General features: G+C 57.6%; 12 protein-coding genes. 2 read left to right on the top strand and 10 right to left on the bottom strand.

From position 1 onward, the window contains the following. Positions 1-169 precede the first annotated feature (169 nt). From AC1DUY_RS18840 to AC1DUY_RS18875, 8 genes are all read right to left on the bottom strand, one after another. Entirely contained in the window at positions 170-961 is a 792-nt protein-coding gene (locus AC1DUY_RS18840; RefSeq protein WP_147421590.1) for a helix-turn-helix transcriptional regulator, read from the bottom strand. Between the two features lie 191 nt (positions 962-1,152). Then, complete coding sequence (locus AC1DUY_RS18845; RefSeq protein ID WP_478116202.1) at positions 1,153-2,427, bottom strand: polysaccharide biosynthesis/export family protein; 1,275 nt, start codon at positions 2,425-2,427, stop codon at positions 1,153-1,155. Next, on the bottom strand, positions 2,405-3,574 hold the full coding sequence (locus tag AC1DUY_RS18850; RefSeq protein WP_309941004.1) for a hypothetical protein: 1,170 nt from the start codon (positions 3,572-3,574) through the stop codon (positions 2,405-2,407). Before AC1DUY_RS18850 ends, AC1DUY_RS18845 begins: the two co-directional genes overlap by 23 nt. 119 nt (positions 3,575-3,693) lie before the next feature. Continuing rightward, positions 3,694-4,701: an SDR family NAD(P)-dependent oxidoreductase gene (locus AC1DUY_RS18855; protein WP_478116204.1), complete on the bottom strand. Its 1,008-nt coding sequence runs from the start codon at positions 4,699-4,701 to the stop codon at positions 3,694-3,696. A gap of 5 nt (positions 4,702-4,706) precedes the next feature. After that, complete coding sequence (locus tag AC1DUY_RS18860; protein WP_478116206.1) at positions 4,707-5,411, bottom strand: sugar transferase; 705 nt, start codon at positions 5,409-5,411, stop codon at positions 4,707-4,709. Between the two features lie 2 nt (positions 5,412-5,413). Then, positions 5,414-6,550 carry a DegT/DnrJ/EryC1/StrS family aminotransferase gene (locus tag AC1DUY_RS18865; protein ID WP_089266610.1) on the bottom strand — a complete coding sequence of 379 codons (1,137 nt, stop codon included), beginning with the start codon at positions 6,548-6,550 and terminating at the stop codon, positions 5,414-5,416. 76 nt (positions 6,551-6,626) lie between these two features. Continuing rightward, positions 6,627-7,349 carry a sugar phosphate nucleotidyltransferase gene (locus tag AC1DUY_RS18870; protein WP_089266608.1) on the bottom strand — a complete coding sequence of 241 codons (723 nt, stop codon included), beginning with the start codon at positions 7,347-7,349 and terminating at the stop codon, positions 6,627-6,629. Between the two features lie 557 nt (positions 7,350-7,906). Further along, positions 7,907-8,824 (bottom strand): LuxR C-terminal-related transcriptional regulator, encoded by a 918-nt coding sequence (locus AC1DUY_RS18875; RefSeq protein WP_093758231.1) that lies wholly within the window; start codon positions 8,822-8,824, stop codon positions 7,907-7,909. Positions 8,825-9,351: 527 nt separating this feature from the next. On the opposite strand from AC1DUY_RS18875, the gene AC1DUY_RS18880 reads away from it, so the two are divergent. Continuing rightward, the gene (locus AC1DUY_RS18880; RefSeq protein WP_478116209.1) at positions 9,352-10,035 is read left to right on the top strand and encodes a LuxR C-terminal-related transcriptional regulator; all 684 of its coding nucleotides are present in this window, start codon (positions 9,352-9,354) and stop codon (positions 10,033-10,035) included. 130 nt (positions 10,036-10,165) lie between these two features. Here AC1DUY_RS18880 and AC1DUY_RS18885 read toward each other — a convergent pair whose 3' ends face one another. Next, a complete protein-coding gene (locus AC1DUY_RS18885) occupies positions 10,166-10,615 on the bottom strand; it encodes a helix-turn-helix domain-containing protein (RefSeq protein WP_478116339.1) in 450 nt (149 codons plus the stop codon). 274 nt (positions 10,616-10,889) lie between these two features. Here AC1DUY_RS18885 and AC1DUY_RS18890 point away from each other — a divergent pair, with 274 nt between their 5' ends. Next, complete coding sequence (locus AC1DUY_RS18890) at positions 10,890-11,828, top strand: IS110 family RNA-guided transposase (protein ID WP_441231199.1); 939 nt, start codon at positions 10,890-10,892, stop codon at positions 11,826-11,828. Between the two features lie 659 nt (positions 11,829-12,487). Here AC1DUY_RS18890 and AC1DUY_RS18895 read toward each other — a convergent pair. Then, positions 12,488-13,015 (bottom strand): DUF5943 domain-containing protein, encoded by a 528-nt coding sequence (locus AC1DUY_RS18895; RefSeq protein ID WP_478116212.1) that lies wholly within the window; start codon positions 13,013-13,015, stop codon positions 12,488-12,490.

Genomic DNA, 13,015 nt, shown 5'->3' on the forward strand with positions numbered 1-13,015 from the left:
ACTCCGAAGCGCGTTTGGCATCATGCACGCAAGCTGAAGCGTCGTGTCGTCAGATCCAGAATCAGTTCAAACGTCGGAGCAAAGCAGGCCTGTCGGCGACCCGTTTCACTTGCCGCTGTGTTTGTGCCCGGATGAACAAGGAGGCTCGCCTGGGTGCCTATCGTCAGACTCAATTACCGGGAGAAGGCAGGACGGCGACACGCCCGAGTAATGCAACCAGCTCCGCCTGCCGCCGTGTCTGTGTCTTGACGAACAGGGAGGCCAGATGTGAGCGGATCGTCGTCCGGCTCAGCCGTCGGGCGCGAGCAATATCAAGCAAATTATGGCCGCGCGCCAATTCGACTGCAAGCTGGGTTTCCGCGGCTGTGAAGCCGAACAAACACCGGAGCGCTTGGGGCGTCGGCTCCGGATGAGCGTCGAGATCGAGCAGAATGATGGTGCTGGTTTCATCCGTCCAAACATTGACCATCTGGCTTACAAGGCTGGTGACGCCCTCCTTGAAGGAAGTCGCGAGCCATGATGTCGAGCCAACGGGAATTTGGGCTCCCGCGCGGTTCACCAGCTGCTTGACGGCGCTGTAGAGCGTTTCAGGGCTGGTGGTGAGGTTGCATTCGCGTTCCAATATCGCACGTCCGATTGCACTCACGTCAAGCACACAGCCACGCTTGAGCAGAACTTGCCCGCAGCCAATACGCGCCAAAACCGCGTGTAGGACGTCACGTTGCTCGCCAAGGTCGGGCTTCTTGCCTGGGTCAGCGTCTGGCCGGATAGCGGGAGCACGATTCGAAATGTTGAAGATGGATTCCCTGCAGGGATGAAGCGATGCAATTGCGCCGGGCAATGTGGCACTCTGGTTCAAATTCAACATGTCGTCATTCCCTTCGCCTACTACTTCAATCGAATGACAAGGATTGATCGGAGGGAAAGCATTCCAATTTCGATGAGCCATGTAAATGTTCAAGTTGGGGTAATCCGACTGCACATTTGGCTGAGGCAGTCTACTATTCGTGGGGCCTCTAGCGGTCTGAATGACATGGAGGAAATGTCGGCTGGAAAAGCGATGCGCGCCTCAGCGCGCAGTTTTGTGCAGGCGTCCGGCCAGAGGTCGTAAGCGCGGTATCCTTTGTGGGTACCCCCGCTTGTGCCAATGGCTCAGTTAGATGCGCTGGCTACTCCCGAAGGGCGCAGCGCAACTTCGACCACATCTCCCGGCTCTACATCGAAATCAACTGATGCGACGATCCTGTTCCACTGCTGGCCGACCTTTCGTGCGATCGTTACCTCTGCTCGGAGATCGCTGGTTCCGACAGGTAGTGCTCCCGCACCGCCGACAGGCTGCAATTTTTGACTCAACGCCTGCAATTTAACCCGCAAGTCCGCCATGCGAACGGTTGAATCCTTCAACTCGCGCAACAGATTGATGGTTCGCAGATTGGCGACCCGCTCGATCTGGCGCACGAAGTCGTCGCGCTGACGTTGCAGCCGCATGACTTCGACCATCGTCTGAAGACGCCTTGTCGACGACAACAGAAGAGCGCGTCGGCTTTCCGTAACACGGGGGCTTGGCAATGATCCTGCACCAAACAACTTGGCTACCCGATCCAGCTCATCCTCATCGGCCTGAACACCCTTTTCCTCACCGTCCTGCTGCTTCCTGAGGGTTACGAGCTGAGCCTCCGATTGTTTGACTGCATCCTCCAGAAAGCTTCGTTCCTTACGATAGTCGATTTGCGCGGTCTTTAGCGACGCCGCCTCGGATTGCATGATCGACTCGATGACGGAGGCCGGCAAAGATACTTCGCTGGGTATCTTCTGATCGAAGCTGTCATTGCCCTGGAGTTCCGCATTGGTGCGGATCACGTGGATATACTCTTTGATGTACTCGGTCGACAAAGATTGGTAATCGCGCAACAGATCCGCCGGATCGATGGCACCGACCTGACCGCGAGAGCGCAACAGGCTAAAGCCACCGGCGACTGCAACAGCTTGGCGTACAGTCATGGACGCGCGATACACCAACTGTCCGGGCGTGAGAACATCGCCAGTGACGTAGATCGGTCGATATTCCACGACGCTCGTGATCACGTCCCCCGGCTTGATGACGAGCGCCTGCTCGCGCCCATCCGGTGAGCGCTGACGCAGAATCCTGGACTGCAGCAGCGTCTCCATGCGGGTCTGAAGTTCCGACGGGGTCAGACCTGCAACCGGTACCGTACCGACCCCGGGAAGAGCAATGGTGCCGTCAATCTGGATCTGAGCTCTATTGCGCTGTTCAGGCGCTCCACCGACCGACACCTCGACAGTATCGCCCGGCGCGAGGCTGTATTGAGCTCCGAGGCAAGCGTCGCTGCCCGCCAAGACAACGATTCCTGCCCAGAAGCCGATGGATACATAGCCGAAAGTCTTACTGCGCCTGTTGCCCTTCATGACGATCTCCTTGCGCTAAGTCGTTTCCGCTGTCTCGATCAGCCCAGTCGATGCGGGAAACAAAATCAAATACCGGCCCGCCTCGTTGCCCCCAGTTGCTCGACCAGATGACTTGCGATCCATCAGGAGAAGGTGAGCCATGCGTTTCGCTCCAATAGTCATACGGAGCATTGCGCGTATGCGCGATACGTCGAAATTCGCCACTGCCATCGATTTTAAGTGCGATAACTTCCTGAGCGAACGGTGCCACTTTCTTGCCGCCGGCGGGAGCGAGCGCGGCGCCGGCATAACTCATGAAGACCCAGCCGGGACGGCGTATCGCTCGCATCGATGCATGCTGAGCTTCTCCATAGGGAGCGAGCGCCGTGACCTGTCCGTCTTGGAGTCTCCGTTTGATGACCTGATACTTGTCGGGCGCCGACTTACTGATGCCGACATAAACTTCATCACCGCCGGCATCGACGGTCATGTCGCCGTGGCCGGGCCGGTGATGCTCTGTCCAGCTCTGCAGGAGATCACCCTCAATGCTGAAGACAAATGCTTGATCTGTGAAGTCAATGAGAGACTGCTGGCAGAATATGTACTTGCCCAGCGGCGAGATTCCGCAATAGCTGTTTTTGCCGGGAATTCGCGCCAGCTCAATATCAGGAAATTTCCGGCGATCCGAAAGATCCATCGCAAATGCGACAAGCGTGCCCTGCTGGCCGATGGCGCGCACCACGATACGGTTGCCGTCCCATGAGGGATTGCCCTTGTACGGGCCGAATTGAAGCTCCCGATATACTTCCGTCTCAAGAATTACATCTTCGGCGTTGCTTCGCGGCGCCCATCGCGAAATGCGACGCCCGGCGACACAAATCATGAGCTCTGGATCTTGCGGATGCCATTCGCATTCACCCCCGCGCTGTCGCCGGAACAGTGGAGCATAGGTGTGCCCATCAAGAAAGCACAGGCCATTGCATCCGTTGACAATCAAAAGCAGGCTCTGGTCGGCGTTCCACGCCTGCGCACTCGAATAGCGATGGGTGCAATAGGAACGCTTGCAAACCATGCCGTTTCCCATCGGACTTTCAGGCGTGGTCACACGAACCAAGGTCGTACCGAGGGACGCATCGACGACTGGCGCGAGATAGCCAGGCAAATCCATGGCGGGCGCCGGGAGGAATTGGGCGTTTGCGAGCGATTCCGTTGAGGCGGGTCTTGAGGAAGCGAGCAAGACAAGGGCGCCACAGCACAGGAGAGCTCGGGCATAACCCAGCCGGGCCATCATGTGATGAAATCCCTCTGCCGCCGGACTTGCTTTCCCGAAAGGCGATGACGCCACCAGTCAACTGTCCGTTCCAACCCTTCCCGCAGCGTGACCTGCGGTGACCATCCCGTTGCATGGACGAAACGGGTGCAATCAGCGAGCAACGCTCGCACTTCCGAATTTGTCGGTCGCAGACGTTTCTCATCCTGAAGCACAGGCTTTTCGCTGGAAGTAAGATCGACGATGACATCAATCAGGTCGCGGATCATGATCGCCCGCTGACTACCTGCGTTATATGGCTGGCCGTATTCGATGCCCTCGGCCAGTCCGGCAGCCATGAACGCGGCCGCGGTATCTGCAACGAATGTAAGGTCACGTACGGTTGTTGCATCTCCGATCATGATCGCGGGGCAGGAAGGATCTAACGCTTGCCGTATGATGGCAGCGATGATCGCCCTTTCGCTCTGTCGTGGCCCAAACGTATTGAATGGCCTGAGGATGACGACTGGCACGCCGAACGACTTCGCAAAAGCCCCTGCCATCATGTCCGCGGCTATCTTGGAAGCGGAATACGGCGATTGTCCCTGCAGCGGATGAGTTTCATCGATCGGCATTGTTATGGCTGTGCCGTAGACCTCGCTGGTCGACGTGTGAATGACCCGCTCGGTGCCGCACTGCCGCGCGGCCTCAAGCACATTCAAGGTGCCGAGCACGTTTGTTTCGACATAGGATTGCGCAGCGACGTAGGAATAGGGGATCGCGATCAGTGCCGCGAGATGAAAGACGATTTCGTGGCCGGGTACGAGACGACCGACGAAAGCCGCATCGCGGATGTCGCCGCGAACCAGGTTGACTTTCTTTCGGGTCGAATCCGGAAGGTCGTCCAGCCAACCATGGCTATCGAAGGAATTGTACTGGGCAAGAGCGGTAACGTTGGCCCCTACCGAAACAAGCGCTTCGGTCAGGTGCGAGCCAATGAAACCGTCGGCTCCCGTGACGAGAATTCTGGCACCAAGGTAATTCATGGCCGTCAATGTCCGGTTTGTTGTTTAGATTCTCTCGATTGATTCTTCCGCGTGTATTCGGTCCACGATCCCACCGCGATTGCCCAGGCCGCACGAACAATCCAGCCGAGATCAGAAGCCAGTGTTCGGCGCGGGAAATAAGCGAGATCGATTTTCGCCTTGGTCGGGAACAGAACTTGTCGATAGAAATCCACAGCCGCAACGTCAGCGGGATAGAGCTTGCTTTCATGCCGAAACATGACCTGGCACGGACCAACAAGACCGGGCTTGTGGTCGAGAAGCTTCTCGAAGCCACCGTGAAAGCAGTCGAAGAATGCGAGCGATTCAGGCCGCGGTCCCACGAGCGCCATGTCGCCGCGCAAAACGTTCCAGAGTTGCGGTAACTCGTCCAGCTTGCTCGCGGCAAGGATGCGGCCAATCCTAGTCAGGCGGCCGTCTCCCTCCATTGTGAGCGGACATCCATACCGGTCGCAATCCGGCCTGAACTTGCGAAATTTGTACATACGGAATGGTCGTCCATTTTGCCCGAGACGAAGTTGCGAGAACAAAATCGGCCTTCCGCCTTCGATCCAGATAGCAAGTGCTACGATCAGGAAGAGAGGAGCGAGAGAGGCTGTCGCAGCACCGGCAAACAGAATGTCAAGGGCGCGCCGCAAGCCTACCTGCGTAGCAGGAGTTGACGCCAGGAGCTGGTTCGCTGCCCCGCGCATGGCTACGCGATTGCTCCTAATGGAAACTCCGTGCCAAGTGCGGCTGCAAGGGAATTCACTACCTGTTCCACGTCGGCCGGGTTCATCCGGGGGTGCAGCGGCAGCGTGAGCTCCCGTTGGGCAAATTCCTCGGTGCGCGGCAAGAATGTATCGGGATAGAGTTCTCTGTAGAATGTCAGGTGGTGGACCGCGGGATAGTGAATGGTAGTCTGTATGCCGCGCTTGCGTAGCCGATCGATCACAGGCTGCCGATCGGTTGCCGTCGGCAGGACGACCGGCATCAGATGGTGCGCCGATGGCCAAGGATTCGCGAAGGGTATCATCACCGCTGGGCAATGCTCTGCCATCAACTGACGATAGCACAGTGACAGGCGTCGCCTGGTGTCATTCCATTCCGGAAGTTTCTTGAGTTGGGCAAGGCCAACGGCAGCGCGCAAATCGTCCATACGATAGTTGAATCCGAGGATCGTGACATCGTAGTCGGGACGACGACTGGTGAGGCGCTGTCGCGTGCTGCTTGTCATGCCATGAGACCGTGCTCGCTTGATGGTTTCCCTCAAAGCACGGCTGCGGGCGATAATGGCGCCGCCCTCGGCGGTCGTCATGTTCTTGTTGCCGTAAAAGCTGAATGCTGCCGCCTCGCCATAAGTCCCCACTGCGGGCAGTCCGGGCGCATGAGCTGCATCCTCGATCAGGAGCAGGCCCTTGCGACGAGCGAAAGACTGCCAAGTGTCGCGATGCGCGAGGTAACCGGCGAAATGGACGAGAATGATCGCTTTTGTTCTCGATGTGCATTTGGCTTCAGCATCATCCAGCGACATCAACGGAATCTCGGCCGAATCGATATCGACGAAAACGGGGCGCGCTCCCACATAGAGAACGCTATTAGCCGTGGCGACGAAGGTCAGCGATGGAACGAGAACTTCGTCGCCCGGCCCAATGCCGAGCGCGTGCAGGATGAGGTGGAGGGCTGCCGTGCACGAGCCGACGGCGATTGAATCCTCGGCCTCATGAAGATGAGCAAACGCTTGTTCGAATTCCCGGACCCGGTCTCCCATCGTAACCCAGCCGCTCTCGATGACAGAGGCTAGGGCTGTTTGCTCGTCCGGACCCAGGACTGGCTCTGATACCAATAACATGTGTTCATCTCCAATCCCGGATTCGACGATACGTTTGAGATTGCACGAGCAGCAGCCGTGACATGCAGCGTCTTCGTCAGGCCGCGACGGTTGCCACGAATGCCGGGGGCGACTGCTCGTCCCATGCAATATCCTGAGCCTTGAGGAAGTCGTCCACCCGCCCGATGTCGAGCCACATGCCGTTGTGCTTGAATACGTTCACGGGTATTTCCTCTTCCAGCATCTGGGCCATCAGATCGTCGAAGCCGAATGGAACACCTGACGGAATGCGGTCCAGCACCGAGGGATCCATGCAGTAGATGCCCATACTCACCAGATGCGACAGTTCGGGCTTCTCGCGGAATCCGGTGACGCAACCGCCCGTCTCGTCGATCACGCCAAAGTCCATCTTGGTAGGACGTGTGGCGGTGGCGATGGTGAGGGGACCTTGGTGTCGGCGATGACAGCTCACGAACTGACTGAGATTCAGGTCCGTGAGCACGTCGCCGTTGAGGACCAGAAACGGCGTGTCGAGTTGTTCTCGCAAAAGCGACAGCGGGCCCATCGTTCCAAGCGGTTCCACTTCCTGCGTGTAAACGATCTGCATGTTCCACTGATTGCCGTCGCCGCAAACACTGCGAATAAGGTGGCCCAGATATCCAGTCGTGATGAAGACTTCTCTGATGCCATTTCGCCTGAGCCATTTGAGCAGGAGCTCGAGGACGGGCCGCGATCCGATCGGCATAAGCGGTTTCGGCAAGATGGATGTATGCGGACGCAAGCGCATTCCCTTTCCGCCGCATTGAATGACAGCCTTCATATTATCCTCCTGTGTTACTGAAGCGCGCAATCGTTCATCATATCAACGCGACAGCCCGGCCTGGTGCTGATGGCCAAACCGGAATGCCATTGACGAGAAAACTAGACGCTGACTATCCTCGCGTCTTCGTGCGTTTGCATGAGATGTCGGAATGATAGTTGGATTGCACGCGAGCACTGTATTGCAGCGGCAAAGCTGCAGCTCGCAGTGGTGCATGATGGGACGTGACAGACCAAACCGGACTTCGGCCGCATCGCTGGCGCGCGATATCGCGAGGCCCGATTGACATCGCCGCGCTTGGAATGACGACGACAGCGCAACGAGCCGGCTTTTCAGAAAGCCTGTTAGGAACTGACGCCGGCACCCCTCACGCGCGCGAGCGACATCGCACTAACCGTTGCCCAAGATCGGTGGAATGATTTATTGAAGCGCGTCGCAAGAACACGCGCGATCGTCAGCGCCTCACGTATCCATGTTCGATCGTTCACCGGCGCGAGCGCCACGCTCCGACAACCACCGGTCGGCGCGACTTGCTCGCTTACGCCAACAATCGCTGACTATTTGCCGATTCGTGCCGCGCCGCAGATCTTTCCGTTGATGCCCTTACGGATCAGACCGTCGATGCGCGAGACCTCAATATGATTTGGCTCGTGGTTGATCACACCCAGTGGCACTGGCGTCTCGTTTTTCTTGATCTCGGAGATCATCGCAACGGGATTTGAAAGCCGACCGTTCGAATCGCCAGCTAAAGGCGGAGAGTTGCTGTTTGCCGGTTCTGCCAGTGATCCGTTGTTCATCCCCCAAATCGCTGCCTGTGTCCGATTCTGGACACGGAGCTTGCGAAGGATCGCCTTGACGTGGACTTTTACAGTTGCTTCGGCGATATGGATCGTCCGCGCGATGCTTTTGTTGGAGGCGCCTTCAATCAGGCAGTGCAAAATTGATTTTTCCCGCGGAGAAAGCTGCGGCGTGGTCATATCTTCTGTAGCGATAAGAATCGCCTGCGTCTTGTTTTGGTCGCGCGACCCCGTCTCGCCTGGGTGACTGCCTTCGGGAGCAAGAACAGATGATAGAAATGCCGGAGGAAAGATCGTTTCACCCATCATTATCAGTTCGATGGACTTTATGAATACATCGCAGGTCATAACGTTGACAAAGTAGCCGTTGGCACCTGCCCGAAACGCAGAAGCCAGTTCGTCCATTCGATAATGATCGGCCACGATCGCAATGCGCCCGCCCGGATGGTAGTCCCTGAAAAGTTCGATTTGTTCAATCGCGGCGTCAAAATCATCGCCGGTGTGGGCAATAAGAAGCAGGGGCTGGTGTGCTTGCGGTTGACCCGGGAGCAAATCATCCACGCTTGATACTGAGGCTAGGATACGAAAATTTGCTGAGCGTAAAATCCTGGCAAGACCTTCTCTGAGTAAAGTATTTTTCCCAACGAGAATTGTAAAAAAAGATTGTTGCCTCCGCATCGCGATCCTCCCAACCATACGCAACTGATTTAAAAAAAAACTGAGCGATTGAAATTCAGCTCATTCTTGGTGATCTGTCGGCGGTTAAGCCCCGCTTCTTCGGCAGAAATTTTGGCATTGGAATATTTTCAGTCGGCAAGAAACTCTGTCTTTTTAGAAGCATTTCGTCGTCGAATTGAAGACGCCTCCCTTCTCGTTTGCGACGATTTTATGAATGTTAGATGCGAATTCTCGATCTCCCTATATACCTTTAGTTATAGGCGATGGGCCGGTACTGAGGGATGTCGTTCATAATAGTAAACGGGGGATTCACCGCAAACTTCGCAGAGGGAGTGCGTGCTTCGTCATACGGGACGTCTATCCTTGAGTGACAATTTCAGATACGTCCACCCAAAGTTGTTACGTGTTTTCTTTGTTGCGTTGCGATGTAGCGTAACGAATTTGAGCCTCCAGAAAATTAGGCTAAGAAGGGAATATCCGGGGTCGCGTGGAGTTTAAGTTTTGGGGGGCTAGGCTGAGGACCGCCCATGCGTTGCACCAGTGTCGTGATCGCAGACCGCCATCCTGTGGTTCTGCAAGGTTTGACGAGCGTGCTTGAAGCGCAAAACGGCTTCAAGATTGTCGCGTGCTGCAGCACTGGCCCGAGCTGTATCGAAGCGATTCGAAATTTAACGCCGGACATCGCCATTATAGACATCGAAATGCCGGGCCTGACCGGGCTGGAAATCGTTGCCATCGCCAACTCCGAGGGGCTTTCAACGCGGGTCGTCTTTTTCACCGCTGTCGTTGAAGATCGCCAACTGGCTTTATCGGCCGCCGCTGGCGCCTACGGTGTCATCCTGAAGGACATGCCGCTCGAACCCCTGGTGCAGTCCTTGCGGGAGATCGCGGCTGGCCAAAGGCTATTGCCGCTTCCCGCGGTCAATCACGTTATACCTTCCGAACAGAAGAGTATCGCGATCACGGAGAGTGTTCTGGCGGTGCTGACAGAGCGCGAGCGTCAGATCATGCGCCTGGTCTCTGAAGGGTTGTCGAACAAGGAAATTGGGCGCCGGCTGAATATTGCTGATGGCACCATCAAGCAACATCTCCATCACATCTATCAGAAGCTTGAAATCAACAACCGGACAGTGCTTGCGGCGCTTGCCATATCGCACAACGAACGTGGGGGCTTTCTTGAGGATCGGGCTCTGTCGGTTCATTGTGATTGAGCGTCTGCAGTCGCACTGCTGACCCGTGCACCACTTCCCGCTGATACGGGCACTGATTGGCGCACAAGCCTTGTCGGCGACATCCACCTCGCCGCCATCGCGGAGGCCGAAAGGACCCTGATGCGCGGCTTCACCACCCTGCCCGACATCGGTGGGCCTTCTTCAGCAAATCGCTGGGGAACCTGCATTGCCAGTCGCGCGGCGCCAAGCCCCGCGGCAATCCGGTCGCAGCAGAAAAGATGCGAGTGAAGTGGCTTTGATCCGCAAAGCCACAAGCCTGTGTAACATCGGCCAACGGCATATCGGTCTTCATCAGAAGATTTCGGGCCAACTCGACGCGCTGGGACAGTATCCACTGGCCGGGCAACGAAGCCACCACGCAGGATAGCCCGGGAAGAAACCACGGTCTTGTCTGCAAGTCATCGGCATTGAACGATCGGCCACCACGCGGCGTTCCGAACGCTTCTCCTCGGCCTGACTTGCACCCCTCTGTTATGGTTCGGAAACTATATCGATGCATGCAGCCGTGTATATTGATGCGCCGACGTAGGCGCATGAGATCGTGACCACCGCCGAACATGTTGCCGCCATCAGAGCGAAGCAAGATAGGCTCGGGCCTGTCGCCGTCCTTACCATGTCGATGGCGGAGCCGACGCTGAAATAATACGGTACGACCTTGTAACTTGCCAGCCGCCGGATCTGCTAAGTTGTGCGGAGCGGTGGCAGGCGGGAGACCGAGTGACCTGAGGGACACCAAGCCCGTGGGAGCGCGCGGGTGCTTGCTTGCCGTTCCATCGAACCCGAACAGTCGCTTGGGCCGCTCAGCAAGCCCGGTTGCGCAAGGATGGGATCAGATGGACGCGATTTATGTTGGCATCGATGTGTCGAAGGATCGGCTGGATGTGGCGCTGCGTCCGGGCGGTGAGAGTTTTGCGGTTGCCCGCAATGGTGCGGGGATCGATGATCTGATCGCGCGGCTGAAAGCGCGGCCGCCACGGATGGTGGCGATCGAGGCGACGGGCGGCTTTGAGACGGTCGTCGCCGCAGGATTGGGCGGCGCCGATCTGCCTGTGGTGGTGGTCAATCCGGCGCAGGTGCGCGCCTTTGCCAATGCCCTCGGCAAGCGCGCCAAGACCGATCCGATCGATGCCATGGTGATCGCGCATTTTGCCGAGGCGACCAAACCGCAACTGCGGCCGCTTCCCGATGCGACGACGCGGCTGCTAGCCGATCTGGTGGCACGTCGGCGCCAGATCGTCGAGATGATCGCCGCGGAAAGCCAGCGTGCACGGCGCGTCAGCAATCTGCGGCTGAAGAAGAGCATCGCCCGGCTCCACAAGGCACTGGAGAAGGAGTTGTCCGAACTGGACGACGACATCGGCGATCACGTGCGGGGATCGCCGGCCTGGGCCGAGAAAGAAGACTTGCTGGTGTCGGTGCCCGGCATCGGTCCGACCATCGCGCGCAGCCTGATTGCCGAACTGCCGGAGCTCGGCACACTCGATCGTCGTCAGATTGCGGCGCTCGCCGGTTTGGCGCCATGGACCCGGCAATCCGGCCAGTGGCGCGGCAAGAGCTTCATCGGCGGCGGCCGGGCCAATGTACGCCGCGTGTTGTTCATGGGAGCGATGGTGGCCGCCCGCTTCAATCCGCAGCTCAAACTGTTCCGCGACAAGCTTGTCGCCGCCGGCAAGCCCAAGCTCGTCGCTATCATCGCCCTCGCCCGCAAGCTGCTCACCATCCTCAACGCAATCCTGCGAGACAAGACCCCATGGCAGCATCAAAACGCTTGACCAACAAGACAGTCGCTCTCCCAGACAGCGGTCGAGATAGATCATCTTCGGCGCGTCCGGCCATGCGAGCGATACGGTGCAGCCGCTCGCGTCGCCAACCGCTGTAACTGCTCGTGGACAACGGGCAGAACTCTCATATTGCTCAGTAGCGAAAAAACCAGCGTCAGAATGCGCGGACGGAACTGATATTTGCCACCGACGGGTTCGTAATCGAGGTAATCCGCGGCCACCAAAGCTCGGGTCAGCCGGGACACGATCGGCTTCGAAGGTACTCGACGATATTTCCAAGACAAATCTCGGAGAAGCCTATCGAACGCGCTTGTATCAACCGATTGCGCCGAGACGGGACAATCCCATAGGGCGGAGCCCTCGCGGTCGTTGCGTGGACGCACTACGAGGCCCACCATGAAATGTTAGATTCCAATCATGGTTCTACGCGGAATACTCGTACGGCAAGCCGCCCCTTGGCAGCACAGACCCACGATCATTCGCGCGATAACTCACGGTGAGCCAAAATGCGGCAGCACCTAACGAGGCAGCGGCACCGCTGCCAGAGGCCTCTCGTCTACTGCAACTTTCTGAATGCTTGGCCGATCTGATTGCGCTAGCCAGGCTAGGCGCGTCTCAATACCGTCGCAGACGGATTTCGCCGGCTCAAATTAAGCCGGCTCGACCTCGAACAGACAATGATCGTGAGCGCCTTCAGCCTCGCAATAGACCTCCTGCGCCCGCAACCTGACCTCACGACCGGCACTTGCGGCAACATATTCGAGCGAGCCCTCAAGCCAGGACGCAAACATGTAACACACCTTGCGACCACTGTTGCGGCGCTCGTCATCAACCATGGCCGAATTTCGCAAGCGCACTGTCGCCGTCCCTGTTTCCGGCGACACGTCGAGCACATCAAATTGGCCCCATCCGCGCTGCGTGATGCGGCGCATATAGTGACGGAACACATCGACGCCGGACATGCCGTGGAATTCGGCTTCCTTCTCGCACCAGTAATAGGCCGAGCGATGGCCGGCCGGCCGCAGAATGCGCTCCAGCTCCGCAGCTCCCACCGCCGCCTCGATGGCGAAGTGGTTGTTCATATAGAAATGCTGCGGCACCAGAATCATATTGGTCGCATCGACCGACCAACGCCCGGTCTGGTCATCGACATTGATGTCAACCTGCGGCTTCCCCAT

This window comes from Tardiphaga sp. P4_G1, assembly GCF_056401215.1.

What these genes read in the sequence shown, in the direction of transcription:
- AC1DUY_RS18865 (WP_089266610.1), bottom strand. Translation starts at nt 6,550, where the DNA reads ATGTTATTGGTATCAGAGCCAGTCCTGGGTCCGGACGAGCAAACAGCC.
- AC1DUY_RS18860 (WP_478116206.1), bottom strand. Translation starts at nt 5,411, where the DNA reads ATGCGCGGGGCAGCGAACCAGCTCCTGGCGTCAACTCCTGCTACGCAG.
- AC1DUY_RS18855 (WP_478116204.1), bottom strand. Translation starts at nt 4,701, where the DNA reads ATGAATTACCTTGGTGCCAGAATTCTCGTCACGGGAGCCGACGGTTTC.
- AC1DUY_RS18875 (WP_093758231.1), bottom strand. Translation starts at nt 8,824, where the DNA reads ATGCGGAGGCAACAATCTTTTTTTACAATTCTCGTTGGGAAAAATACT.
- AC1DUY_RS18850 (WP_309941004.1), bottom strand. Translation starts at nt 3,574, where the DNA reads ATGGATTTGCCTGGCTATCTCGCGCCAGTCGTCGATGCGTCCCTCGGT.
- AC1DUY_RS18870 (WP_089266608.1), bottom strand. Translation starts at nt 7,349, where the DNA reads ATGAAGGCTGTCATTCAATGCGGCGGAAAGGGAATGCGCTTGCGTCCG.
- AC1DUY_RS18895 (WP_478116212.1), bottom strand. Translation starts at nt 13,015, where the DNA reads ATGGGGAAGCCGCAGGTTGACATCAATGTCGATGACCAGACCGGGCGT.
- AC1DUY_RS18845 (WP_478116202.1), bottom strand. Translation starts at nt 2,427, where the DNA reads ATGAAGGGCAACAGGCGCAGTAAGACTTTCGGCTATGTATCCATCGGC.
- AC1DUY_RS18890 (WP_441231199.1), top strand. Translation starts at nt 10,890, where the DNA reads ATGGACGCGATTTATGTTGGCATCGATGTGTCGAAGGATCGGCTGGAT.
- AC1DUY_RS18885 (WP_478116339.1), bottom strand. Translation starts at nt 10,615, where the DNA reads ATGTTCGGCGGTGGTCACGATCTCATGCGCCTACGTCGGCGCATCAAT.
- AC1DUY_RS18880 (WP_478116209.1), top strand. Translation starts at nt 9,352, where the DNA reads ATGCGTTGCACCAGTGTCGTGATCGCAGACCGCCATCCTGTGGTTCTG.